The organism is Micromonospora sp. NPDC049175 (assembly GCF_043197345.1).
GTDB lineage: Bacteria > Actinomycetota > Actinomycetes > Mycobacteriales > Micromonosporaceae > Micromonospora.
The window spans coordinates 922666-945036 of sequence record NZ_JBICSY010000002.1; the positions used below are offsets into that span (position 1 = coordinate 922666).

Genomic DNA, 22371 nt, shown 5'->3' on the forward strand with positions numbered 1-22371 from the left:
CACGAGTAGTGCGCGGATCCCCGGAGGCTGAGATGGCCCGACTCGCCCAGACGCCCGGCCTGACCGATGTGCAGACGTCGATCCTGGAGACCGTTCGGGACTTCGCCGACAAGGAGATCATCCCGCACGCGCAGCGGCTGGAGCACGCCGACGAGTACCCCACCGACATCCTCGACGGCATGCGTGAGATGGGGCTCTTCGGCCTCACCATCGACGAGGAACACGGTGGGCTAGGCGAGTCGCTGCTCACCTACGCGCTCGTGGTGGAGCAGCTGTCCCGGGGCTGGATGTCGATCTCCGGCATCGTCAACACCCATTTCATCGTGGCGTACCTGATCTCCCAGCACGGCTCCACCGAGCAGAAGGCCCGGCTGTTGCCGAAGATGGCCACCGGCGAGGTGCGCGGCGCGTTCTCCATGTCCGAGCCGGAGACCGGCTCCGACGTCTCCGCGATCACGTCCCGCGCGGTGCGCGACGGCGACAACTACGTGCTCGACGGGCAGAAGATGTGGCTCACCAACGGGGCGTACTCCTCGGTGGTGGCCACCCTGGTCAAGACCGACACCGGCGCCGACTCGGTGTACGGCAACATGAGCACCTTCCTGCTGGAGAAGGAACCGGGCTTCGGCGAGACCGCCCCCGGCCTCACCATCCCCGGCAAGATCGAAAAGATGGGCTACAAGGGCGTCGAGACCACCGAGATGATCCTCGACGGGGTGACCGTGCCCGACTCCACGATCCTCGGCGGCGCCGACCAGGTGGGCCGCGGCTTCTATCAGATGATGGACGGCATCGAGGTGGGCCGGGTCAACGTGGCCGCCCGCGCCTGCGGCATCTCCATCCGCGCCTTCGAGCTGGCGGTCAGCTACGCGCAGCAGCGCAAGACGTTCGGCCAGCCGCTCGCCAAGCACCAGGCGATCGCCTTCAAGCTCGCCGAGATGGGCACGAAGATCGAGGCCGCCCACGCTCTCATGGTCAACGCGGCCCGCCTCAAGGACGCCGGCCAGCGCAACGACGTCGAGGCCGGGATGGCCAAGCTGCTCGCCTCCGAATACTGCGCCGAGGTCGTCCAGGAGGCGTTCCGCATCCACGGCGGCTACGGCTACTCCAAGGAGTACGAGATCGAGCGGCTGATGCGGGAGGCCCCGTTCCTGCTCATCGGCGAGGGCACCTCGGAGATCCAGAAGACGATCATCTCCCGGGGCCTACTCAAGGAGTACAAGCTCTGATCCGCCGGCCAGGTCCTGCGGCCGGTGCCGGTACTCTTCGATCGCGGCGATCAGCCGGTCCTCCGGCACCGCCGTGTCCCGGCCGCCGACCACCGGGGCGGGTCGCAGCGACCGCCAGACCGCGGGCCGCAACCGGACACCGTTGAGCCGACCGTCGCGCCGATGCGGGCTGACCCGGTCGATGTTCGTCCACTCGAGAACCTGCCGGCCGTGCCGGATGGCGCTGGGCGTCAACGCGAGCTGACCCGTGAACCGCACCTGCGCGTACACCGTCCAACCCAGCCAGCCCGCGACGCCGACGGCGAGCAGCGGCCGGACGACGTCGACCCACCGGCCCTGCTCGGGCAGACTGAGCAGCAGGGCTACCGCGACCACGAGCAGCACGAACCACTCTGCCGCCAGATCGACCCAGCCGGCGAGCGAACGGCGTGCCACCAGGCCGGGTTCAACCCCGTCCAGGCCGGCGACCCGCTCCCGCCAACGCAGGTGACCGTCTCGCGGCGGCCACCACCGTCCGGTCAGCCAACGAACGCCGAGGCTCAGCCAGACGACCATGCTGATCGAGGCGGAGTCCTCCCGCGGCACCCGAACCAACGCGTTGGCCACCACCCCCACCACCAGCGTCGCGACGGTCAGTGCCAGAAACCGACGAGGCCAGAGCCCGTCGTGCCGCGAAGGCACGCGACGCAGCGACAGAAACACACCCGCACGGTACGACCCCACCCCAACAAACCCACCCCCGCCCCGCCCCTTGCCCACCCCACCAAACCCACCCCCACCCCGCCCGCCCACCCCACCCCGCCTCGTTGATCATGAGGTTATTGCCACTCCGATCGGCGTGTCGTGGCAATAACCTCATGATCAACGCCCGCGCGGGACGGGACGGAGCGGGGTGGGGTGGGAGCGGGGTGGGGTGGGGTTAGGTGAGGCGGGTTAGGTTGGCGGCGGCGCGTTCGACGATGAGGCAGCGGTCTTCGACGTAGTCCATGCCGGCCTCTTCGGCGATCCGCCGGGCCTCGGCCGAGACGATGCCCAGTTGCAGCCAGACCGCCGGAGCGCCGATCGCCGCCGCGTCCCGGACCACCTGCACGGCGTCGGCCGCCGGCCGGAACACGTCCACCAGGTCGACGGGATGCGGGATGTCGGCAAGCGACCGGTACGCCCGTTCCCCGAACAGTTCGTCGGCGGTCGGGTTGACCGGGATGATGCGCCAGCCGTACCGCTGCATCTGCAACGGCACGCCGTGCGCGGCCTTCGACGGGTCGCGGGACGCGCCCACGACGGCGATCACGGCGGAGTCGGCGAGGATCTGCGAAGCGGTACGCACCCGCCGACTGTAGCTCCGCCTACAGCAGCGTCAGCTGTTCGGAGGCCGGCGGTGCGGGTGGGTCGGGCAGGTTGCGATTGTCGCCTCGTTCGCCCCGGTGCAGCCCGTGCCTGCGGGACGCGATCCGCACCCGGGCGGTCAGCTCCCTCTGGTACGCCTGCGGGGCGTACGCGCCGGCCCGGTAGAGCTCGCGATAGCGGGGCACGAGGTGCGGATGCTCCCGGGCGAGCCAGTGCGCGTACCACTCCCGGGCACCGGAGCGCAGGTGCAGGGGCAGCGCGGTCACGCTCGTCGCGCCGGCGGTGGCGATCGCGGACACGGTGGCGTCGATCGACTCGTCGCTGTCGCTGAGGCCGGGCAGGATCGGGGCCATCAGCACCCCGACGGAGAAGCCGGCGTCGGTGAGCGCCCGGACCGCGTCCAGCCGGCGGCGAGGATGCGGCGTGCCCGGCTCGACGGAACGCCAGAGCTGCTCGTCGACGAACCCCACCGAGAAGGAGATGCCCACGGTGGTGACCTCGGCGGCCTGCCGCAGCAGGGGCAGGTCCCGCAGGATCAGCGTGCCCTTGGTGAGGATCGAGAACGGGTTGGCGAAATCCCGTAGGGCCGAGATGATCTGCGGCATCAGCCGGTAGCGCCCCTCGGCGCGCTGGTAGCAGTCCACGTTGGTGCCCATCGCCACGTGCGCGCCCCGCCAGCGCGGCGCGGCCAACTCGCGCCGGACCAGCTCGCCAGAGTTGACCTTGACGATCACCTTCCGGTCGAAGTCCGCACCGGCGTCAAGATCGAGATAAGTATGAGTATTTCTCGCGAAACAGTAGCGGCAGGCATGAGAACAGCCCCGGTACGGGTTGATCGTCCACTCGAACGGGACGCGGGACTGCCCGGGCACCCGGTTGAGGATCGACTTGGCCTGCACCTCGTAGAAGGTCATCCCGGCGAACTCGGGAGTGTCGAAGGTGCGGGCGATGGCGCCGGGCAGCGCCAGCGGCAGGGGTGGCGTCGCTGGCGCTGCCCGCTCGGGGTCTCCCTCGACCGGGGGAGCGGTGAGGTTGTCCCAGCGCATGGCCACTATTCGAACACGCGTACGAGTGGAGTGCAAGTGACCCGCCGTACACCCGTGGTCGTTCGGGTGGTCGGAGAGGGGAGGATGGACGGCATGGAGACGTCGACATTCGTCTACGACGGGGACTGCGCGTTCTGTACGCAGTGCGCCGAGTTCATCGCTCGCCGGATTCCCACGGGCGCGCGGGTGGTGCCCTGGCAGTTCTCCGACCTGGACGCGCTCGGCCTCACCGTGGCCCAGTGCGACGAGGCCGTGCAGTGGGTCGGAGCGGACGGCGTACGTGCCGCCGGCCCGGATGCCATCGCGAAGCTGCTCGCCGACAGCGGCCCGGTCTGGCGGATGGCCGGGGCGGGCCTGCGGTTTCCACCGGTGAGTGCGGCGGCGTGGCCGGTGTACCGCTGGGTGGCGCGCAACCGGCACCGCATGCCGGGCGGCACGGCGGCGTGCTCGCTGCCGCAGGAGGCCCGCGAACGGCTCTACGGCCCGGCGGGACGTCCGACGACCGAGGCCTGATCGCTGGATGGCGCCGGGTCCGCGCCCGCGCCGACCGGCTCCCGAGCAGGCAGTGTGTCGACGTCCGCCGACGTCGGTGCGGGGGTGCCACGGCCGATGGCCCGGCGCGCCCACACCAGCGGGCGGACCCGCTCCAGCGGCAGGAAGCTGGTCATCGCGGCCAGGTGCGGCGCGAACGAGATGGTGATGGTCGCGATGGTGACCACGTGGAACGAGTAGAAGAAGCCGACCATGGCCAGCCGCCAGCGGGCCGGCAGCAGGAACACCAGCGGGCTGAACAGTTCGAAGGCGACGATGCCGAACTGGGCGACGATCAGCAGGTACGGCACCTGGGCGATGAGGTCGGCCAGGTCGGTGCCCCGCCGGATGATCGCGCGGGCCAGCACCGAGCCGGTGAGCCAGTCCAGGCCGCCGAAGCGCAGCTTGGCCCAGGCGGCCAGGAAGTACGTGCAGATCACCGCGAGTTGGGTGACGCGCAGGGCCCACCCGCCGGCCTCGGTGCGGGTGGTGTCACCGTGTCGGGCTCGACCGGCAGTGGGCAGGACGGCGAGCGCGACGAGCAACCCGAATCGGTCGTGGTCGACCTTTCCGTAGCTCATCGCGATGATCATCCACTCCAGGTACAGCGCGCAGACCGCCCAGCCGAGCAGTCGGGGCGCACGCCCGGTCGCGGCGAGGAGGGCGAGCAGCAGCAGCGACCAGAAGATGACCGCCACCAGCGCCGGGGTCGGCGTCGGCAGGGGGAGTAGGCGGCCGACCAGCAGCGGCTGGTACAGGTCGCCGGGCACGCTGACCCGCGTGCGCACCCAGGGGGTGAAGAGCACCAGGTCGGCGGCGACGAAGAGGTAGATCACGGTCCGGAACGCGGCGATGCGACCGCGCGGGACGGCCTCGGTCAGCCAGCGGCTCATCGGGGGGCCTGCCAGCGGACCACTGTCTCGTCGGTGTGCCTGCCGGTCGGTCGGCCCGCGCGGATGCCGTGCCAGCGGATGACGATGCGGATCTCGACGAGCGCGGCGGCATCCGGGTGGCGTTCGGCGTACGCGTCGGCGACCTCGGCGAGCAGCGCCGGGTCGGCGGCGTACCGGTCCTGCTGTCCCTCGATCTCGGCCCGGCGGATGCCTGTCGCGTCCTGGTCGAGGTCGACCACGGCGCCCGTGCCGGTCACGCCCTCGACCCGGGTGTCCGGCGCTGGCGCGTTCGGCGGGTTGGAGGTGGAGTACATCCGGAACGGGCCGAACGGGAAGTCGTCGTCGCTGCCCCAGAAGGTGCCGACGAGCAGCAGGACGAGAACGAGTGCGGTCGCGCCCAGCCGGGTCACGCGCCCGCGGGTGGTCAGGGTCTCCATCAGGTCGTGACGATACGGGATGTACCGGCCGCCCCGGGTCCCTCCGACGGTCAGTTGGGCCTGCCCAGGCAGGTGATCACGGAGGGGGCACGACGAAGGCCGGGCCCGCGTCGGGCCCGGCCTTGGGATGCCGTCGTGGAGACGACTCAGTGGTTGTGCTCGGCGAGCTGCTTACGGACGTCGTCCATGTCCAGCGCCTCGACCTGCTCGATCAGGTTTTCCAGGGCGGACTCCGGAAGGGCGCCCGGCTGGGAGAAGACGATCACACCGTCGCGGATCGCCATGATCGTCGGGATCGACCGGATGTCGAACTTCGCGCCCAGCTCCTGCTGAGCCTCGGTGTCGACCTTGCCGAAGACGATGTTCTGGTGCTTCTCCGAGGAGCGCTCGTAGACCGGGGCGAACCGCTTGCACGGACCACACCAGTCGGCCCAGAAGTCGACCAGGACGATGCCGTCGCTGCCGGTCACCTCGTCGAAGTTCGTCGAGGTCAGCTCAACGGTTGCCATTGCACTCTCCGATCACCGCGGTTTGTCTGCGTCCCGTAGAACCAGGGCTGACCGTATCGAATTCCCGGGCGGTCGGACCCGAAACGTGCACAGCCTGCCGGGGGGTGCCGAGGGTCATCGACCTACGTCTGTTCATCTCGATCTGCGGAACGCAAATGCATGACGCACTTGCGTGACCTGCGGTGATGGGAGCGGTTCCAGGGAGATCCACCCGTTCACGCACTACGAATCGGTAACTTGGTGCCTGACGAGGAGGTATCCGGCCTGGGAAGATCGCCGATCAACCCTCGCTCTGTCACGGAGAGTAGTGTTACAAAAAGATAAATGTGACCTCGATCTCTGTCCGATCCACGCTTCCGTGGGGCAGAATTCTCCCCATCAGAGCGTGGGCGGCGGGTGCCGGGGAGGGCCCCGCCGCTCATTGCGTCTCCCCCCGGTCGAGTGACAGGCGTGACATTTCCGCCACTGTCGCTCCCGGTCGGTTTCCTTAACCATCGGTAAGGCATGCTGTGCCGAACTCCATCGCCACCCGTCGAAGGGGACCAGGATGCAGTTCGGCCGCTACTACGAGGAGTTCGAGGTCGGCGCGGTCTACCGGCACTGGCCGGGCAAGACCGTGACCGAGTACGACGACCACCTCTTCTGCCTGCTCACCATGAACCACCACCCGCTGCACCTGGACGCGCACTACGCCGCGACATCCAGCCAGTTCGCGCGCAACGTCGTGGTCGGCAACTACATCTACTCCCTGCTGCTCGGCATGTCGGTGCCGGACGTGAGCGGGAAGGCGATCGCCAACCTGGAGGTCGAGTCGCTGCGGCACGTCGCGCCGACCTTCCACGGCGACACCATCTACGGCGAGACCACGGTGCTGGACAAGCGTGAGTCCGGTTCCAAGCCCGACCGGGGCGTGGTGTCGGTGGAGACCCGCGGCTACAACCAGGACGGCACGATGGTCTGCGTCTTCCGGCGCAAGGTCATGGTCCCCAAGCGGGAGTACGCGGCCAGCACCGTCCCCGAGGGCGTGGACCCGGAGCGGCCCAGCTTCCCCGAGCCACGCTGAGCGGCGCGCCGGACCGAGGCTGTCGCGCGCCGGACCGCCCCACCCCGGCAGCGGGTTCTGCGGTGAAGGGGCGTCGTCCGGGTCGCCTGGGACATATGCTGACGCCGGAGGTTCCGATGAGCCACTCCGTCGCCGGAGAGCCGCCCTCTGCCGGCCGTCGAGCCGCGCCCCTGACCACAGCTGTCTACTCCGCCGCCGAGTGGGATCTGCTCGTCAGCCTGCCCGGTCGGGTCCTCGTGGCCACCGCGGCCCCCGACCCCGGTCGCCCGGATCGGGGGGTCATGGCGGGTCTGGCCGGCCTGGACGCCGTCGCCGCGGGCCGAGCCTCGGACAGCGACCTGGTGCGTGCCGTGGTCGCCGCCATCTACGCCCGCCACGACGGCGCCTCGCCGCCCGCCGAACGCCGCGCCGATCTGGTGGACGTGCTTGCCGCCTGTCGGACGGCGGGCCGGGTCCTCGGGCGGCGCGCCGACCCCGCCGACTCGGCCGCGTACCGCCAGTGGGTGCAGTCGGTCGCGGCCCGGGTCTGCCGTGCGGTGCCCGGCCCCGGCGAACGCCGGGCGGACCAACCCGCCACCCCGGCGGACCGGCGCTTCCTGGACCGACTCGGTGCCGCGCTCGGGCTGGGCTGACTGTGCGGCTGGCGGGGTCGGTCCGTACCCTCTGATGACCGTGACCGACGACCAGCCTGAGGTGGGCGTGGGCCCCTGGCCGGGGGACCCACCGGACGACAGTCGTTACGACCCGCAGTTGCTGGCGGAGGGGGACCGGCGCAACGTCGTCGACCGCTACCGCTACTGGCGGCACGAGGCGATCGTGGCCGACCTGGACCGGCACCGGCACGGCTTCCACGTGGCGATCGAAAACTGGCAGCACGACTTCAACATCGGCACCGTGGTCCGCAACGCCAACGCGTTCAACGCCGCCGAGGTGCACATCGTCGGGCGGCGCCGGTGGAACCGGCGCGGCGCCATGGTGACCGATCGGTACCAGCACGTGCGGCACCACGAGACCATCGAGGAGTTCGTCGCCTGGGCGGCCGATCGGCGGCTTCCGGTGTACGGCATCGACAACCTGCCCGGCTCGCTCCCACTGGAGACCGGCACCCTGCCCCGGAACTGTGTGCTGCTGTTCGGCCAGGAGGGACCGGGTCTCTCCACGCCGGCCCGGGAAGCGTGCGACAAGCTCTACTCCATCGCCCAGTACGGCTCGACGAGGTCGATCAACGCGGGCGTGGCCAGCGGTATCGCGATGCACACCTGGATTCGTGCCCACGCCGGCGCGCCACCGGACTGAGTCGCGCCCGGGTGCCGAATCGGACGTTCCGGCTTGACGTGCCGCCGGTGGGGGACGACGGTGGAGATGTGAGTGTCGCGGTGAGTTGTCCGAGATGCGGGAGCCCGGTACGGGCGCCGGATCTGATGCACACCGACTCCAGGTGTCTGCGGTGCGGCCCGGTGCCTCCACTGCACGTGCCCGAGCACATCGGAGCGGAGATCGTGGCGAGCGTGGTGGAGCGGATCACCGCGACCACTGACCCGCCGGTGACGCCGTTGTGGTGCCCGTGGCCGCTGCCGGCCGGCTGGACGCTCACCGGCGTGGCGTACGCCGGGGACGAGCGGACGGGCGTGCGGGCGACCGCGGTGGCCTGCGCCGGCCCGGCGCCGCTCGGCGGTGGCCCGGCGGATCTGGTCTTCGTGGCCGAGGAGCCGGGCGTCGGCCTGGGCACCCGCCTCGCCGGACTCGCCGGCCCGGATCCTGGACCGCAGCTGGCCGGCGCGCTCACCGACCCGGGGCCGGGCCACCCCGACCATGTGGGCCAGGCCAAAATCCGCGTCGGCGGGCATCCAACTCCACTGTGGTTGGTTAATTCTCCGACGGATCGAAGCGCGTACGCCGGCGAAGCTCGGGGAATGTGGCTCCATGCGATAGCCTGGCCGGCGAGTGCGGGTCATCTCCTCGCGGAAGAGGTCGTGTTGCACGACCTGACCGAGTGGACGCCGCCCGAGCTCGTGTACGGCGCACCGTCTCCGTACCTACCCGGCAGGGCTTGACAAGCCTTTCGGATTGACGGAGAACGGACGCAGATCTTCACTGTACGACACCACACTGATACTCTGGGTGCCGCTGCGGTAATGGGACCCGGCGCCGCGCGAGAGGATGGCCCGCCATGGTCAAGAAGGTCCTCACCTGGGCCGGAATCGCATTCTTGATCTTCTTCGTCGCCTACCGGCCAAACTCTGCGGCGGACGTGTTCAAGTCGCTCGGCGGCGGGATCATGGATATCGCCCAGGGGTTCGGCGACTTCTTCACCAGCCTCGTCGCTTAACCGCCGATGGGCAGCCCTTCCGGTCCACCCTTCGACCCGGACGACCCCGACCGGGAACGTCGCGAGCGAGACACCGAGCCGATCCCACGGATCGGGCCTGATGACGGCCCGGACTACGGGGCCGGTCCCGGCCTGTCCGACGGTCCGTCCCTTTCGGACGACGTCGGCTATGGCGACGGGCCCGGCTACGCCGGCCAGGGTCGTTCGGGTCGAACGTGGATGCGCGACCCGGAGGCCGGCTACCAGCAGCCGCAGATCTCCGAGGACGAGCTGGCCGGGTTGCGCGCCGACGCGACAGGCGCGACTCCTCGGCGGGTGCTGCCCCTGGAGGACGAGCCCAGCTCACTCGTCGCCCGCTACCTCTTCCCCACCGAGCGCTACCGGGGTGAGTGGAAGCGGCACTGGATCCACCTCACCAACCCGCTTCTCATCGGCGTCGCGGCGACCTTCGTGCTCGGCTACCTCTCCGGCTTCCTCGCCGGTAACGACGTGGGCGCGTTGACCACCATCGCCGTCCTGCTCTGGTTCGCCGTCATGGGGTGGGTGGCGTGGAAGGTCGCCGACTGGTGGTATGACCGCTTCATCCTGACCAACAAGCGGGTCATGGTGGTCAACGGCATCGTCACCCGCAAGGTGGCGATGATGCCACTGGTCCGGGTCACCGACATGAAGTACGAGCAGACGCCGACGGGGCGTGCCCTCAACTACGGCACCTTCGTGCTGGAGTCCGCCGGCCAGGAGCAGGCGCTCCGCGAGGTCAAGAACCTGCCCAACCCGAACGAGCTCTACCTGCGTGTGGTCGAGGAGATGTACGAGCCGCAGGCAGTCGAGGCACGGCTCGGCAAGGAGGCCGACGAGGCCAAGGCCGACGACGGGGCGTGAAGGTTTCCGACCGAACATCGGAGCAAGTGCGCACCTTTCGCCGTGGACCGGAACGCCTCTGACGTGGCACTCTGCCAGGACGGCTGGGGCGTGGAGGTGGGCGGTGGGCAGCAGGGACCCGTTGGAGGAGCAGTTCCGCGAGTTCGTCGCGGCCCGCTCCGCCGCGCTCCTGCGCACCGCATATCTGCTCACCGGAGACTGGGCCACGGCCGAGGATCTGCTCCAGACCGCGCTGACCAAGACCTACCTCGCGTGGAAGCGGCTCGGGGGGATCGAGGCCGTCGAGTCGTACGCCCGGCGTGTGATGGTCAACACGTCGACCAGTTGGTGGCGGCGACGCTGGCACGGTGAACGCCCCACCGAGGTGCTGCCGGAACGGGCCGGTGTCGACGAGATCGCGCAGCAACTCGACCGGGACCTGCTCTGGCGGCACCTGCGGGAGTTGCCCACCCGGCAGCGGGCGGTGCTGGTGCTGCGCTACTACGAGGACATGTCGGAGGCGCAGACCGCCGCGATGCTGAACATCTCACCGGGCACGGTGAAGAGTCAGGCGTCCCGGGCGCTGGCCACGCTGCGCCGTCGAATGGGCGCCGCCGCACCGGACCTGACCGCCGCAGCCGGCAATGCCGGTCGTTCGGCTACTGCCGGTGCCGCCGGTCGGCCGGCCACTGCCGGCAATGCCGGTCGGTCGGCGACAGCCGGTGCCGCTGGCCGCCCGGCCGCTGCCGGTGCCGCCGGTCGGTCGGCCACTACCGGGGCTGTCCGGTCCGGCGGCTCGGGCGTCCCGACCGGGGCGGTCCCGGCCGCCGGTGCCGCCGCCACGCTCGGGGCCCGGCAGGCGTCCGGCCGACCCGTGCCCCGCCCGGCCACCCCCCGTCCGGCCGCGCCGCAGCCGATCGGCCCGCAGGTTGTGCTCCCCTCCGCCCCGGCGCCCGTGCCCGTCGGCACCGGCCCCGGGGAGCAGCAGTGAGCGCATTGCCAGGCCGGCCCGACAACCTGACGGACGGCCCGCGGCGTTCTTATCAGGTGCGGCCTGACGAACTGGAAGGTGCGGTGCGGGAGACCCTCTCGCACCAGGTCGCCGTTGCCCGCCCGCTGGGCGTCGACCCGGCGGGCCAGGCCATCCGCCGCGGGAACCGGATCCGGCGTCGGCGGACCGCGGCCGGTCTCGCCGTCGGGGCGGTCGCCACAGTCGTGCTCAGCGCCGGCATGGCACAGCTCGGTGCCGAGACCGGACGCGACGGGGCGCCCATCGTGGTGATCGGCGACCCGGACCCGTCCGGTCGGCCGATCCCGACGGCGAGCGTTCCCGGCGCCGATCCCTCGCCCGGACCGTCGGCGGCTCTGCTCGGGACCGAGACCCTGGTCGGCGTCGACGGACGACGGCTGGTGCTGCCCGACGTCGGGGCGGCCGAACACGCCCAGCTCCTGCCCGGCGGCGGCGGTTGGTTGGTGATCAGTACGCAGACCAACTCGGGCCGCTCCCTGCGCGTGGTGCAGGACGACGGCCTGGCGCAGGTGCTGCTGGCCGGGGCGGGTTCGATCGTCCTGGCCCCGGACAGCCGTCAGGTCGCCTGGCGGGACGGCAACGATCTGCTGGTGGCGGGTGTGGTCGGCGGTCAGCTCATCGGTGCGGCGCGTACCCCGGCGCCCGCCGGCGCGGTGCCCGTCCGGTTCGTCGGCGACAGCGTGCTGGTCCGACCTGACCCGGCGGACGCCGGCCACGCCCTCTGGCGGCCCGGCGCGGGGCCGTTGACCGAGGCCGTCGACCAGGAGACCCTCAACTTCTACGGAGGGCTGCCCGACGGGCGGCTCGTCGGGCAGATCTCCACCGCCGCGGGCGGGACCTGCCTGGCGCTGCTCGACCCGACCCGCGGCCTGCGCCCGGTCGAGACCGGTTGCGGACCGGACCTCAGCCAGGACGGCGTCGGCGGCATCTCCGCCGACGGGCGGTGGCTGCTGGTGAACGGGCGGATCGGCAAGGCCGGTCAGGCGCTGCTGATCGACCTGCGGCGGCTCAGGTCGAGCCCGACCGCCGTTTCGGCCGGGCCACCGATGACCGGCGCGGTCGTCTGGACCGACGCGTCCCACGCCTCCTACCTCGACGCCGCCGGCGAGCTGGTCCAGGTCGACGTCCACCGGGTGCGGGCCGGCCAACCCGCGAGCCCGGCCGCGGTTCCCGGCGTGCCGGCCGGGGACCGGCCGGTCCTGGTGGCCGGCCTCTGAGCCACGCGGTCGGGGTGACCTCCGTGAGTCGGGCTCGGTTGTTCCTCGGTAGCGTCGGGCGGTGACCTCGCGTACCGGCTCCGCCCCGCGCATCGACCTGCACACCCACTCGACGGCGAGCGACGGCACGCTGCCCCCGGCCGAGCTGGTACGGGCCGCCGCCGAGGCGGGACTCGACGTGCTGGCGATCACCGACCACGACACCACCGCCGGCTGGGCGCCGGCCGTGGACGCGCTGCCGCCGGGACTACGCCTGATCCGGGGGGCGGAGCTGTCCTGTCGATGGTCCGGGACCCGGCCGGCGGTGCCGCTGCACCTGCTCGCGTACCTGTTCGACCCGGACCACCCGGAACTGGCCGCCGAGCTGGGCCGGGTGCGGGCCGCCCGGGAGGAGCGCGGCGAACGGATCGTCGAGCTGCTGCGCGCCGACGGCATCGACGTGAGCTGGCCGGACATCCTGGCCGGTGCCGGCGGGGGCACCGTGGGCCGCCCGCACATCGCGCAGGCGCTGATCCGGGCCGGCCTCGTCGGCAGCACCAGCGAGGCGTTCGGCCCGGACTGGCTGGGCGAACGCTACCGGCTGCCGAAGGACGACATCGACGTGTTCCGGGCGATCCACCTGGTCCGGTCGGCCGGCGGCGTGCCGGTCTTCGCCCACCCCCGGGCCACTCGGCGCGGGCGGGTGGTGCCCGACGAGTTGATCGCCGAGCTGGCCGCCGCGGGGCTGGCCGGGCTCGAGGCCGACCACGAGGACCACAGCCCTGCCGAACGGGGGCACGTGCGGACGCTTGCCGCCGAGTTGGGCCTGTTCGTCACCGGCTCCTCGGATTTCCACGGCACCCACAAGACCGTCACGCTCGGCGCCTTCAGCACGAGCGTCGACGCGTACGAGCGGATCGTCGCCGCCGGGGTGACCGAGGTCGCTTCGGGGTGATCCGGGTATTTCGCCCACTGCGCCGCGGCTAGGTTGATCACGTGGATCTGAAGCTGTTCGGCGAGGTTTTCGTGACCCTGCTGGTGATCACCGACCCGCCGGGCATGATGCCGATCTTCCTGGCGTTGACCGGCCCGCTGCCCGCCCGTGACCGCAACCGGGCCGCCTGGCAGGCCGTCACGCTGGCACTGGGCGTGATCGTGGTCTTCGCGGTGGCGGGGCAGACCCTGCTGGACTATCTGCACGTCGACCTGCCGGCGTTGCAGGCGGCCGGTGGGCTGCTGCTCGTGCTCGTCGCCCTGGAGCTGCTCACCGGGAAGACCGACGGCCCGAGCTCGGACGCCACCTCGAACATCGCCCTGGTGCCGCTCGGCACCCCGCTGCTGGCCGGTCCGGGCGCCATCGTGGCGACAATGCTCTTCGTCCAACAGGCCGACGGGTGGGGCGACTTCACGGCCATCGCCGTGGCGATCCTCGCCGTGATGCTCGCGGTCTGGATCGTCCTCCGCTTCTCCGGCGGCATCGTGAAGATCCTCCGGCCGGGTGGCATCGAGGTGCTGACCAGGATCGCCGGCCTGTTGTTGGCCGCGATCGCCGTCCAGCTCATCGCCGACGCGGTGTTCGCCTTCGTCACGCAGTACGTCAACATGACCTGACCGGCGTACGCCAGGTGTCGGTGGTGGGTGGCAGGATCGCAGGCGTGCGACGATCCTCCTCAGCGGGACGGCCGGCGGCCGGTGGCCGGGCTCCCCGACAGCGCGCCGGCGATGCCGAGCAGCTTGGCTTCGAAGGCATGCCGGAGCGCCTGTTCGTCTGCACACCGAGCAGACTCGGCGCGTACGCGGACTGCCCGCGCCGCTACCGCTACTCCTACGTCGACCGGCCGGCCCCGCCCAAGGGCCCGCCGTGGGCGCACAACTCGCTCGGCGCCAGCGTGCACACCGCCCTGAAAAACTGGTATGCGCTGCCCGCCGACCGGCGTCGCCCCGAAGCCCTGGCCACCCTGCTCAAGGGCACCTGGGTCCGCGAGGGTTACCGCGACGACGAGCAGGAGCGGGCCGCCTACCGGCGGGCGTTGGGCTGGTTGGAGGCGTACGTCGAAACGCTTGAGGCCGACTCCGACCCGCTCGGCGTGGAGCGGGTGGTGGCGGTCAAGACCGCCGTGCTGGCCTTCAACGGTCGCGCCGACCGGATCGACTCGCGTCCCGGGCCGGACGGGCCCGAGCTGGTCATCGTCGACTACAAGACCGGTCGCACCGGGCTGGACGCCGACGACGCGCGGGGTTCACAGGCGTTGGCCCTCTACGCGTACGCGGCCGAGCGGGTGTTCCGCCGGCCGTGCCGCCGAGTGGAGCTGCACCACCTGCCGACCGGCACGGTCGCCGGCCACGACCACACAGTCGAATCGCTGGCCCGGCAGTTGACCCGCGCGGAGGAGACGGCCCGCGACATCATGGCCGCCGAACGGGCGGTCGCGGACGGCGCCGACGCGGACGAGACGTTCCCGGTGGCACCCGGCCCGCGCTGTGGGTGGTGCGACTTCCGGCGGCACTGCCCGACCGGGGCGCAGGTGCCGGGCAAGGAGCCGTGGGCGGCCATGGACCGGCACGCCGACGGCTGACCTCCGGTGGCGGCGGCCGGGTCAGCCGGCCAGCGGGGTGGCGGCGTGCCGCGCGGCCCGCTCCTTGGCGGCCTGGATCAACGGGCCCTCCAGATAGCGACGGGGCACGGCGGCGAACGCGAGCCGCAGCGCGCGCACGGTCAGGTCCGCCGACACCGCGGTGGTGGGCAGACCGAGCCCGCCGTACATGCGGTGCGCCCAGGCCGGCAGCAGCGCGAAGGCGGTGCCGGCGATCCCCAGGTACGCCCACCGTGGCGGGCCGAGGGTGAGCCCCAACCGGGCCGGCAGGCTGAGCTTCCACGGCAGCGGCGGGGCGGTGAGGAAGAGCGCCGTCTCGGCGGCCTCCCTGGTCATCCGCAACTGCGGCCGTACGGCGCGGTAGTAGTCGGCGACCTCGGCCGCGGTGCCCGGCACGGTGGCCGGATCCAGACCGACCAGGGCGGCCGAGCGACGCTGCTCGGTGTAGTAGCCGTCCACCTCGTCGTCGGTGAGCGGCAGACCGGCCCGTCGAGCCGTGCTGAGGAACGACTCGACCTCGGTGACATGCACCCAGCGCAGCAGCTCCGGCTCGTCGATCCGGAACTCTTCGCCGGTGTGCGGGTCGGTGGCCCGCAGCCGGTCGTGCAGCCGGCGGAGCCGGGCTCCGGCCGCCTCCGCCTCGGCCGTGGTCCCGTAGACGGTGGTCGCGACATAGGTGGCCGTGCGGAGCAGGCGGCCCCAGGCGTCGGTGCGGTAGTTGCTGTTCTGCGCGACCCCGGCCATCGCCCGGGGGTGCAACGCCTGGAGGTAGAGCGAGCGCAGGCCGGCGACGATCAGGATCGGCTCCTCGTGCACCTTCCACGTGACCGAACCTGGACCGAAGAGGCCGAGGTCATCGGAGTCCACCGCCCAAGAGTGCCACGCGTGGGCCGACCGCGTCGGACACGTCCCGTCGATGCCGCCGGGTCACACGTCGGCGGAGCGGCGCGCCCGGCAGCCCGGGCAGAGACCCCAGAAGGTCACCTCCGCCTCGTCCACCTCGAACCCGTGCGACACGTTGGGCTCCAGACACGGTGCGCTGCCGACCGCGCAGTCGATGTCGGCGATCTCGCCGCAGCCCCGGCAGACCACGTGGTGGTGGTTGTCGCCGACACGTGCCTCGTAGCGGGCGGGACCGCCGGCCGGCTCGATCCGGCGGGACAATCCGGCCCGGGACAGCGCGCCCAGCACGTCGTACACCGCCTGGGTGGAGACCGAGTCGAGGCGTTCCCGGACGCGCCGGCTGATCTCGTCGACCTCCAGGTGGCCGCCGCCGGCCAGCACGTCGAGCACCGCGAGGCGGGGCCGCGTGACACGCAGGCCCTTCGATCGCAGCAGCTCCTCGGCAGCGGACATGAGCCAATGACAGCACGCGCGACCAGCATCGACAACCGTCGCCCGGTCCGGGTGGTCACCGACACAGCCCGGCAAGATCGGGTCCACGGTCCGCGACGGTGAACCCGATCGACGCGGCGCGCGTGTGACCGGTCGAGAGCCTCGGGACGGCCGGCGGACCGTACGCTGGCCCTCTCCTGACCATGATCCACCTGGAGGGTTCGATGTTCGAGGAGATCCTCGGTCTACCGGGACACGTCCTGGTGGTCCACGCGGTCGTCGTGTTCGTGCCGCTGCTGGCGGTGCTGGCCATGGCGTACGTGGGGCTGCCACGGTGGCGGCACCGGCTGGACTGGGCCCTGGGCCTCCTCGCCGTGGCGGCGCCGGTGACCGCGTTCGTGGCCGTCAAGTCGGGTGAGGTGTTCACCGACGCGCTTGTCGCCCGGGGTTTCCAGGGACCGATCCTCGACAAGATCTTCGACCACTCCCGCTACGGCGACATCCTGTTCCGGGTCGTGGTGCCGCTCGGGATCGCGGCCATCCTGCTGCTGGTGGCGACAAGTGGGCATCCCCGGGTGCCGCGGCTGCCGGCGCTTGTCACCCCCGTGCTGGCGGTGGCGGCCGTGGCGCTGTCCATCGCCGCCCTGGTCTACGTCTACCTGACCGGCCACAGCGGCGCCGAGGCCGTCTGGGGCACCACCCTCTGACCGCTCGTCAGAAGATGATTCGCGAGCAGAGCAGGCAGACCACGACCACGAGCACCACGCCGGCCGCCACACCGAAGCCGTAGGTGACCCGCTGCGAGCGCTGCTCAGCCATGTCCAGCTCGGCCATGTCCTGCGGCGGCAGCCGTCGTGGTGGCGCCGGCCGCAGATGAACGGGTGGACGCCAACCGGTCGGCGGCGGCACGCTCGGCGGCGGGCCGGCATAGCCGCTCGCGGGGGTGTTCGCGGACGGGGCGAGGGGTTGCTGCGCCACCGATTCGTCACCGGTGTCGGGCCGTCGCCAGTAGTCGTCCGGGGCGCTGCCACCGCTGGGGGTCGTCACGCCGTCCGACGCTACCAACGCGGCCGGCGGCCCGTCCGCTTCTGCGTGACGCGCCGACGTCGGTGACCGGTCCGCTGCCCGTCCGCAGCCCGTCCGCTGCGCTAGTCTTGCCGCTCGTGAGCACCATGGACCCCGGCACCCCGGCCGCGCCCGACGACGACCGCACCGTCGACCTGAGCGAAGACTTCGTGGTGCTGCCCGAGCAGACCTCCGACGACACCGACCGGGGCTGGGGCGAGCGGGCGCGTGGCAACGACGACTGGCTGCTCGCCGAACGCCCTCCGCACTGGGACTGACGCCGCGCTGCTCGCCGAACGCCCTCCGCACGGGGACTGACGCCGCGCGGCCCGCTTCCGTCGCTGTTCAGTCGCGTACGACGATCGCGAAGCGGGTGCCCTCCGGCAGCCCGACCGTGCGTTTCGCCTGGTCCGGGCGGAGCGCGAGATAGAGCGCCGAGGACCCGTCGGTCGTGTCGGCGCCCAGCACGTCGAGCACCAGCGCCGCGGGCGCGAGCAACGCCGCTTCCGTGCTCGCCCCGCCCGGTGCCGCCGCGAGCAGATCGACCCGGGCTCCTGGACGGACCACCGCCAGGGCGGCCGGCTCGGCCAACCGGACCGGCACCCCGACAGCGCCGCTCGGCAGCGGCAGCGGACCCGCCGTGCCGCTCCCGGTGGTGGTGCTCGGTGGACCGGCCGTTGCGCCGGCGGCGGTGGGGCCCGCCTCGCCGTCGTCCGGTCTGCCGTGGGTGATCGGGCTGCCGTCGGCGGCCGATCCGGACGTGGCGGCGGCTCTCGTCGGCCCCGCGGCGGGAGCGGCGGCCGGCCCGGACGTGGGTGCGGCTCCCGTCGGCCCCGCGGTGGCTGGCGGGCAGCCGGTCGGCGTGTGTAGGACGGTGGCGGCCAGGCCGAGCAGGGCGGCGACCAGACCGGCCCGGAGCAGGGTAGGCCCGCCGGGCAGGGTGGGCCGGCGCAGCGGACGCAACGCCCGCGCGGAGTCTGGATCGCCCATCGCCTCTGTCGCCTCCCGCCCACGGGTGTCGTGGTGACGACCCGTGGGCGGCAGACTAGGCGGCGCAGGCCCTGGTCGGGCGGCCGTTCGCCGGCCCCTGTGGATAACCGGACGGCCTGTGGACAACGCCCGAATGCCTGCCCGATCTGCTAAACCGCCTTCGGCCGGCCAGGGGCGTTGACACCCGCCCTGGGCGGGCGAAAGGGCCGAGCCGCGCGGTCTGCTGATCGACTCGGGTTCACGGAGGCCGGGGTGTCCGGTCAAGCTGGACAGGCCGACTTCCGTGAATTCGAGGGGATCACCGGTCGCCGAGCGAGTCGGCGCTGGCGGATCAGGACGCGGAGCTGGCCGCCGGTGCCTTGCCGCCGCTCGACCCGCCGGACGAGGACGAGCCCGACCCGGACGAGCCCGACCCGGACGAACCCGACCCGGACGAGGACGAGCCCGACGACCCGGAGGACGACGAGCCCGACGACGAGGACGAACCCGACGAGGACGAGCCCGACGACCCGGAGTCCGCACCCGAGGACGACGAGTCGGACTTCCCCGGCTTGCCGCTTGTGCCCCCGGCCGACACCTCGGAGCCGGACGCGCGCGAGTCGGTGCGGTAGAAGCCCGAACCCTTGAAGACGATGCCGACCGAGTTGAAGACCTTGCGCAGCCGCCCCTGACACGCCGGGCACTCGGTCAGCGGCTCGTCAGAGAAGGACTGCACCGCCTCGAGCTGGTGACCGCACGTGGTGCAGGCGTACTGGTACGTGGGCACGTTCTCCTCCGGATCTGGGCTCAGCCAGTTGGCACTCGACGTATTCGAGTGCCAATGGTGCGTCATTCGCCCCGGGTTCGTCCAGCGGACGTGTGGGGCGCGACATCATGCGGCGTACCCGGGCCGGCGTCAAGCGTACGCACCCCGCCGGCGGGGGTGACGACCGCGCGGACACGACGGTCGTGCGGCTCCGCCGGCAGCGCCTCGACCAGCTCGCCGTCGTGCAGGGGCACCACCGTCAGCGTCGTCTCGGGCACCCGGGCGAGGGCCCGGTCGTACGAGCCGCCGCCGCGTCCGAGCCGCCGACCGAGGCGGTCGACCGCGAGAGCCGGTACGAGCACCAGGTCCGCCCCCGCCACGGCGGTCACCCCGAGACGGACACCGTCCGGCTCTCGGATACCCCGACCGGCGGCGATCAAGGCCTCCGGCCCGGTATATGCCGCCCAGTCCAGATCCAGGTCGGGGAGGAGGACCGGCAGCAGCAGCTCGGCGTCGGCCGCAAGGGCAGCTCGGAGCACCTCCGGCAGGTCCGCGCCGCCCGGTTCGGAGCCGACCGGCACGTACGCCGTCACCCGGCGCGGGCGCAGCCGGCGGACAAGTGTGACCAGCTCGGCCTGCACGCGCCCGGCGGCGACGGCCCGGGTGGGGTCGCTCAGTGACCGGCGGCGGGCGAGCACCTCGATGCGGGCGTCCCGCTTGGCCCCACGTGTCACTTCCGCTTCATCAGAAAATTCCGCCACGCAACACTCCTGACGCAACGCCTCACTCACGGTTGCACTGTGTCAGCATCGCAAGCAACGGAGGCGGAACTTCCGGGGGGACCGAGTGACGCTACGCGGACGGTTGACGGCAGCCTTCCTCGTGGTGGTGCTCGGCCCGGTCCTGCTCGGCGCGCTCTTCGTCGCCTCCACCGTCAGCGCCGTCGACCGCAGCCGCTCCACCGAGCGCCTGGCGGTGGCGGCGTCCACCGTGCGGACCTCGGTCGACGCGCTGTGCCAGCAGCTCCGCGCCACCGCCGACGTGGTGGCCCTCAGCGCGGATCCGGCCGTCGCCGCCGCCCAACTGATCGGCCGGGGCCTGGTCGCCGCGGTGCTGATCACCGATGTGCACGGCCAGGTCACCTATGTCTCGCCCGGTGCGCCGTCGACACCGTGGCGGGACTGCTCCGGCGGCCCGACCACGGATGCGACAAGCCCGGTCCGCGCGCTCGCCGCCCACGTCGACCTGCACGACCGCGCCGGCGCGCCGCTGGGCACGGTGACCGCCGCGCACCTTGTCGACCCGGCCTTCGTGGCCCGGCTGGCGGCGGTGACCGGGGTGGCGGTCACTCTGCTCGACAGCGGAGCCAGCGCCGCCCGGGTCACCCACACGACCGAATCCCGCGAGGTACGCGACGCGGTGCTGGCCGCCGCCAGCACCGTCAAGGGTGAGCGGGTGACCGAGACCAGCCAGGGCCGGTACGTGCGCAGGATCGGGCCGTCCGACGCGCAGCCACTGCCGCTCGTGGTCTCCGTGCCCAGTGAGCGCCCGGCGGGGCTGCACGCCACGTTGATCGGGGTGGTCGTGGTGGCCGCGTTGCTCGCCGTGCTGACCGCCTGGCGGCTGGCCCGGATGACCACCCGACCGCTGATGGAGTTGGCCGGCGCGGTCGACCGGGTGGCCCACGGCGACCTGACCGCCCGGGTTCCGGTCCGCAGCCGCGACGAGTTGGGCCGGCTGGCCGCCGCGTTCAACCGGATGACCCGGGAGACCGGGGCCTACGTCGCGGCGCTGACCAGCAACCGCGACCAGCTCCGCGGTCACCTCGCGGTGCTCGGCGACACCCTGGCCAGCACGCACGACCTGCAACGCATCCTGCGGGTGATCCTGCACAGCGCCATCGGCGCCACCGGCGCGCGGGCCGGCGCCGTGCTGCTCGTGGAGACCGGCGGGATGCTCGTCGCACAGTGCACCGAGGGGTTGGACGGGCGCTGGCCGGAGGCGGACGCGGACGGGCCGTCCACGCTCCGGGTGCCGGTCGGCGTCGGCGTGGTCGGCGCCGTCGCCGCCACCGGGGAGCCACAGCGGGGCAGGGCGGAGCCGACCGACGCCCCGTCCATCGAGCCGCGCTGCCGCACGTACGTCGCGGTCCCGTTCGCCACCCCGGGCTCGACCGCGGCCACCCTCAGCGGATCCTCCGGCCCGGCCGACGAGGCCGGCTCGGCGGCGGCGCTCGGCGTGCTGGCTCTCTACGACCGCCTGGGCGCCGACGAGTTCGACGACGACGACCTGGCCACACTGCGCACCTTCGCCGGACACGCGGCGGTGGCGGTCGACAACGTCCGGGTGCACGAGGAGGCCCAACGGCTCTCCCTCACCGACCCGCTCACCGGGCTGTGGAACTACCGCTACCTGCGCGAGTCGATCCGGCGTGAGGTGGAACGGGCCAGCCGCTTCGGGCGGATGCTCAGCGTCCTCGCCCTGGACCTCGACCGGTTCAAGGACGTCAACGACACCTACGGGCACGCCGCCGGGGACACCGTGCTCGCCGAGTTCGCCAGGCGGGTGCGCGGCGAGATCCGTGAGGTCGACCTCGCGTTCCGGCAGGGCGGTGAGGAGTTCGTGCTGCTGCTGCCGGAGACCGACGCGCGGGGCGCGGCGATCGTGGCCGAGCGGCTCGGCGCGGCGGTCCGCGATACGCCGATCGCCGTCGAGGCGTACGCCGGGCCGGTCGTGGTGACCGTCTCGGTGGGCATCGCCGTCTACCCGGACAACGGCAGCACCGGGCGGGAGGTGCTGGAGGCCGCCGACGACGCGCTCTACGCGGCCAAGGCGGCCGGCCGCGACACCTACCGCGTCGCCGAGGTACGCCCGGACGTGGCAACCCGGGAGATAGCGGTGCTGGCGGGTGCCGTGAGCCCACCCGACGGGCTGCCGCGCGCCGGCCAGCCCGTGCCCGTCAACCGGGAGCCGGGCGGGCCCGCCCGGTCGGAGCCGGCGGTGGGCGTACCGGACGGGTTGCCGCCGCACGCACGGCCGGATCCGGCCGACGAGCCGGCGGGCATCGACGCTGATGCGGCCCGCGCCGGCCCGGATGCCGCCCGGCCGGGGCCGGGTGGCGGCGCGTCTTCTGGGCCACACCCGCCGCGGCAGAGCCGTGGCCGATAGTCT

Annotated in this window: 28 protein-coding genes and 1 pseudogene; 17 read left to right on the forward strand and 12 right to left on the reverse strand. The window is 72.3% G+C overall.

What is annotated here, in order from left to right:
* Positions 1 to 32 precede the first annotated feature (32 nt).
* Positions 33 to 1229, forward strand: coding sequence for an acyl-CoA dehydrogenase family protein (locus ACGFH8_RS11265; protein WP_393366106.1), 1197 nt, complete (start codon positions 33 to 35; stop codon positions 1227 to 1229).
* On the opposite strand, the gene ACGFH8_RS11270 is transcribed toward ACGFH8_RS11265, so the two are convergent.
* The 3 genes from ACGFH8_RS11270 to ACGFH8_RS11280 all read right to left on the reverse strand — a co-directional run bounded on the left by ACGFH8_RS11270 (position 1206) and on the right by ACGFH8_RS11280 (position 3622).
* Complete coding sequence (locus tag ACGFH8_RS11270; protein WP_393366108.1) at positions 1206 to 1931, reverse strand: hypothetical protein; 726 nt, start codon at positions 1929 to 1931, stop codon at positions 1206 to 1208. The genes ACGFH8_RS11265 and ACGFH8_RS11270 overlap by 24 nt on opposite strands.
* A 217-nt stretch (positions 1932 to 2148) precedes the next feature.
* The gene (locus ACGFH8_RS11275) at positions 2149 to 2556 is read right to left on the reverse strand and encodes a CoA-binding protein (protein ID WP_393366109.1); all 408 of its coding nucleotides are present in this window, start codon (positions 2554 to 2556) and stop codon (positions 2149 to 2151) included.
* 19 nt (positions 2557 to 2575) lie between these two features.
* A complete protein-coding gene (locus ACGFH8_RS11280) occupies positions 2576 to 3622 on the reverse strand; it encodes an Rv2578c family radical SAM protein (RefSeq protein WP_393366110.1) in 1047 nt (348 codons plus the stop codon).
* A 93-nt stretch (positions 3623 to 3715) separates the two neighbouring features.
* Between ACGFH8_RS11280 and ACGFH8_RS11285 the strand changes: the two genes are divergently transcribed.
* Positions 3716 to 4135 carry a thiol-disulfide oxidoreductase DCC family protein gene (locus ACGFH8_RS11285; protein WP_393366112.1) on the forward strand — a complete coding sequence of 140 codons (420 nt, stop codon included), beginning with the start codon at positions 3716 to 3718 and terminating at the stop codon, positions 4133 to 4135.
* Here ACGFH8_RS11285 and ACGFH8_RS11290 read toward each other — a convergent pair.
* From ACGFH8_RS11290 to trxA, 3 genes are all read right to left on the reverse strand, one after another.
* On the reverse strand, positions 4099 to 5046 hold the full coding sequence (locus ACGFH8_RS11290) for an MFS transporter permease (protein WP_393366114.1): 948 nt from the start codon (positions 5044 to 5046) through the stop codon (positions 4099 to 4101). The two genes, ACGFH8_RS11285 and ACGFH8_RS11290, sit on opposite strands and share 37 nt — an antisense overlap.
* Positions 5043 to 5483, reverse strand: a complete 441-nt coding sequence (locus ACGFH8_RS11295) for a hypothetical protein (protein ID WP_393366115.1) — start codon at positions 5481 to 5483, stop codon at positions 5043 to 5045. The genes ACGFH8_RS11290 and ACGFH8_RS11295 overlap by 4 nt, the downstream gene beginning before the upstream one ends.
* Positions 5484 to 5629: 146 nt before the next feature.
* Positions 5630 to 5992: a thioredoxin gene (gene trxA, locus ACGFH8_RS11300; RefSeq protein ID WP_357009421.1), complete on the reverse strand. Its 363-nt coding sequence runs from the start codon at positions 5990 to 5992 to the stop codon at positions 5630 to 5632.
* 547 nt (positions 5993 to 6539) lie between these two features.
* On the opposite strand from trxA, the gene ACGFH8_RS11305 reads away from it, so the two are divergent.
* From ACGFH8_RS11305 to ACGFH8_RS11355, 11 genes are all read left to right on the forward strand, one after another.
* Positions 6540 to 7055, forward strand: a complete 516-nt coding sequence (locus ACGFH8_RS11305) for a MaoC family dehydratase (protein ID WP_393366118.1) — start codon at positions 6540 to 6542, stop codon at positions 7053 to 7055.
* 116 nt (positions 7056 to 7171) lie between these two features.
* A complete protein-coding gene (locus ACGFH8_RS11310) occupies positions 7172 to 7687 on the forward strand; it encodes a hypothetical protein (RefSeq protein WP_393366120.1) in 516 nt (171 codons plus the stop codon).
* A gap of 40 nt (positions 7688 to 7727) precedes the next feature.
* Entirely contained in the window at positions 7728 to 8351 is a 624-nt protein-coding gene (locus ACGFH8_RS11315; RefSeq protein WP_393366122.1) for a TrmH family RNA methyltransferase, read from the forward strand.
* 80 nt (positions 8352 to 8431) lie between these two features.
* The gene (locus ACGFH8_RS11320) at positions 8432 to 9109 is read left to right on the forward strand and encodes a DUF6758 family protein (protein ID WP_393366124.1); all 678 of its coding nucleotides are present in this window, start codon (positions 8432 to 8434) and stop codon (positions 9107 to 9109) included.
* Between the two features lie 116 nt (positions 9110 to 9225).
* Entirely contained in the window at positions 9226 to 9384 is a 159-nt protein-coding gene (locus ACGFH8_RS11325; protein WP_007455302.1) for a hypothetical protein, read from the forward strand.
* Positions 9385 to 9390: 6 nt separating this feature from the next.
* Complete coding sequence (locus ACGFH8_RS11330) at positions 9391 to 10266, forward strand: PH domain-containing protein (protein ID WP_393366126.1); 876 nt, start codon at positions 9391 to 9393, stop codon at positions 10264 to 10266.
* Positions 10267 to 10369: 103 nt separating this feature from the next.
* Positions 10370 to 11236, forward strand: a complete 867-nt coding sequence (locus ACGFH8_RS11335) for a SigE family RNA polymerase sigma factor (protein WP_393366128.1) — start codon at positions 10370 to 10372, stop codon at positions 11234 to 11236.
* Positions 11233 to 12492, forward strand: coding sequence for a hypothetical protein (locus ACGFH8_RS11340; protein ID WP_393366130.1), 1260 nt, complete (start codon positions 11233 to 11235; stop codon positions 12490 to 12492). Before ACGFH8_RS11335 ends, ACGFH8_RS11340 begins: the two co-directional genes overlap by 4 nt.
* Positions 12493 to 12553: 61 nt before the next feature.
* Positions 12554 to 13426, forward strand: coding sequence for a PHP domain-containing protein (locus ACGFH8_RS11345; protein ID WP_393366131.1), 873 nt, complete (start codon positions 12554 to 12556; stop codon positions 13424 to 13426).
* A 41-nt stretch (positions 13427 to 13467) separates the two neighbouring features.
* Positions 13468 to 14082, forward strand: coding sequence for a MarC family protein (locus tag ACGFH8_RS11350; protein ID WP_357411638.1), 615 nt, complete (start codon positions 13468 to 13470; stop codon positions 14080 to 14082).
* Between the two features lie 44 nt (positions 14083 to 14126).
* The gene (locus tag ACGFH8_RS11355; RefSeq protein WP_393366133.1) at positions 14127 to 15047 is read left to right on the forward strand and encodes a RecB family exonuclease; all 921 of its coding nucleotides are present in this window, start codon (positions 14127 to 14129) and stop codon (positions 15045 to 15047) included.
* 21 nt (positions 15048 to 15068) lie between these two features.
* Here ACGFH8_RS11355 and ACGFH8_RS11360 read toward each other — a convergent pair whose 3' ends face one another.
* Both ACGFH8_RS11360 and ACGFH8_RS11365 read right to left on the reverse strand, forming a co-directional pair.
* A complete protein-coding gene (locus tag ACGFH8_RS11360; RefSeq protein ID WP_393366135.1) occupies positions 15069 to 15932 on the reverse strand; it encodes an oxygenase MpaB family protein in 864 nt (287 codons plus the stop codon).
* Positions 15933 to 15992: 60 nt separating this feature from the next.
* Positions 15993 to 16421, reverse strand: a complete 429-nt coding sequence (locus ACGFH8_RS11365; protein WP_393366137.1) for a Fur family transcriptional regulator — start codon at positions 16419 to 16421, stop codon at positions 15993 to 15995.
* A gap of 203 nt (positions 16422 to 16624) precedes the next feature.
* Between ACGFH8_RS11365 and ACGFH8_RS11370 the strand changes: the two genes are divergently transcribed.
* Complete coding sequence (locus ACGFH8_RS11370) at positions 16625 to 17107, forward strand: hypothetical protein (protein ID WP_393367075.1); 483 nt, start codon at positions 16625 to 16627, stop codon at positions 17105 to 17107.
* Positions 17108 to 17114: 7 nt separating this feature from the next.
* Here ACGFH8_RS11370 and ACGFH8_RS11375 read toward each other — a convergent pair whose 3' ends face one another.
* Positions 17115 to 17447, reverse strand: a complete 333-nt coding sequence (locus ACGFH8_RS11375; protein ID WP_393366139.1) for a hypothetical protein — start codon at positions 17445 to 17447, stop codon at positions 17115 to 17117.
* Between the two features lie 116 nt (positions 17448 to 17563).
* Here ACGFH8_RS11375 and ACGFH8_RS11380 point away from each other — a divergent pair, with 116 nt between their 5' ends.
* Positions 17564 to 17743 carry a hypothetical protein gene (locus ACGFH8_RS11380; RefSeq protein ID WP_393366142.1) on the forward strand — a complete coding sequence of 60 codons (180 nt, stop codon included), beginning with the start codon at positions 17564 to 17566 and terminating at the stop codon, positions 17741 to 17743.
* Positions 17744 to 17810: 67 nt separating this feature from the next.
* On the opposite strand, the gene ACGFH8_RS11385 is transcribed toward ACGFH8_RS11380, so the two are convergent.
* Positions 17811 to 18455 carry a flagellar biosynthesis protein FlgA gene (locus ACGFH8_RS11385; RefSeq protein WP_393366143.1) on the reverse strand — a complete coding sequence of 215 codons (645 nt, stop codon included), beginning with the start codon at positions 18453 to 18455 and terminating at the stop codon, positions 17811 to 17813.
* Between the two features lie 359 nt (positions 18456 to 18814).
* On the opposite strand from ACGFH8_RS11385, the gene ACGFH8_RS11390 reads away from it, so the two are divergent.
* Positions 18815 to 19066, forward strand: coding sequence for a hypothetical protein (locus ACGFH8_RS11390; protein WP_393367114.1), 252 nt, complete (start codon positions 18815 to 18817; stop codon positions 19064 to 19066).
* Positions 19067 to 19128: 62 nt separating this feature from the next.
* On the opposite strand, the pseudogene ACGFH8_RS11395 reads toward ACGFH8_RS11390, so the two are convergent.
* Positions 19129 to 19287 (reverse strand): annotated as a pseudogene (locus tag ACGFH8_RS11395) (FmdB family zinc ribbon protein); the annotation flags it as partial.
* Positions 19284 to 19961, reverse strand: a complete 678-nt coding sequence (locus tag ACGFH8_RS11400; protein WP_393366145.1) for a 5-formyltetrahydrofolate cyclo-ligase — start codon at positions 19959 to 19961, stop codon at positions 19284 to 19286. The gene ACGFH8_RS11400 and the pseudogene ACGFH8_RS11395, both read right to left, overlap by 4 nt.
* Before the next feature lie 85 nt (positions 19962 to 20046).
* Between ACGFH8_RS11400 and ACGFH8_RS11405 the strand changes: the two genes are divergently transcribed.
* Positions 20047 to 22368, forward strand: a complete 2322-nt coding sequence (locus tag ACGFH8_RS11405) for a diguanylate cyclase (protein ID WP_393366147.1) — start codon at positions 20047 to 20049, stop codon at positions 22366 to 22368.
* The last annotated feature ends 3 nt before the right edge of the window (positions 22369 to 22371 follow it).

Bases quoted from the DNA above. Each gene is read 5' to 3' on its own strand.
- ACGFH8_RS11265 (WP_393366106.1), top strand. From the start codon at position 33: ATGGCCCGACTCGCCCAGACGCCCGGCCTGACCGATGTGCAGACGTCG.
- ACGFH8_RS11280 (WP_393366110.1), bottom strand. From the start codon at position 3,622: ATGCGCTGGGACAACCTCACCGCTCCCCCGGTCGAGGGAGACCCCGAG.
- ACGFH8_RS11285 (WP_393366112.1), top strand. From the start codon at position 3,716: ATGGAGACGTCGACATTCGTCTACGACGGGGACTGCGCGTTCTGTACG.
- ACGFH8_RS11290 (WP_393366114.1), bottom strand. From the start codon at position 5,046: ATGAGCCGCTGGCTGACCGAGGCCGTCCCGCGCGGTCGCATCGCCGCG.
- ACGFH8_RS11295 (WP_393366115.1), bottom strand. From the start codon at position 5,483: ATGGAGACCCTGACCACCCGCGGGCGCGTGACCCGGCTGGGCGCGACC.
- trxA (WP_357009421.1), bottom strand. From the start codon at position 5,992: ATGGCAACCGTTGAGCTGACCTCGACGAACTTCGACGAGGTGACCGGC.
- ACGFH8_RS11305 (WP_393366118.1), top strand. From the start codon at position 6,540: ATGCAGTTCGGCCGCTACTACGAGGAGTTCGAGGTCGGCGCGGTCTAC.
- ACGFH8_RS11310 (WP_393366120.1), top strand. From the start codon at position 7,172: ATGAGCCACTCCGTCGCCGGAGAGCCGCCCTCTGCCGGCCGTCGAGCC.
- ACGFH8_RS11325 (WP_007455302.1), top strand. From the start codon at position 9,226: ATGGTCAAGAAGGTCCTCACCTGGGCCGGAATCGCATTCTTGATCTTC.
- ACGFH8_RS11330 (WP_393366126.1), top strand. From the start codon at position 9,391: ATGGGCAGCCCTTCCGGTCCACCCTTCGACCCGGACGACCCCGACCGG.
- ACGFH8_RS11365 (WP_393366137.1), bottom strand. From the start codon at position 16,421: ATGTCCGCTGCCGAGGAGCTGCTGCGATCGAAGGGCCTGCGTGTCACG.
- ACGFH8_RS11370 (WP_393367075.1), top strand. From the start codon at position 16,625: ATGTTCGAGGAGATCCTCGGTCTACCGGGACACGTCCTGGTGGTCCAC.
- ACGFH8_RS11385 (WP_393366143.1), bottom strand. From the start codon at position 18,455: ATGGGCGATCCAGACTCCGCGCGGGCGTTGCGTCCGCTGCGCCGGCCC.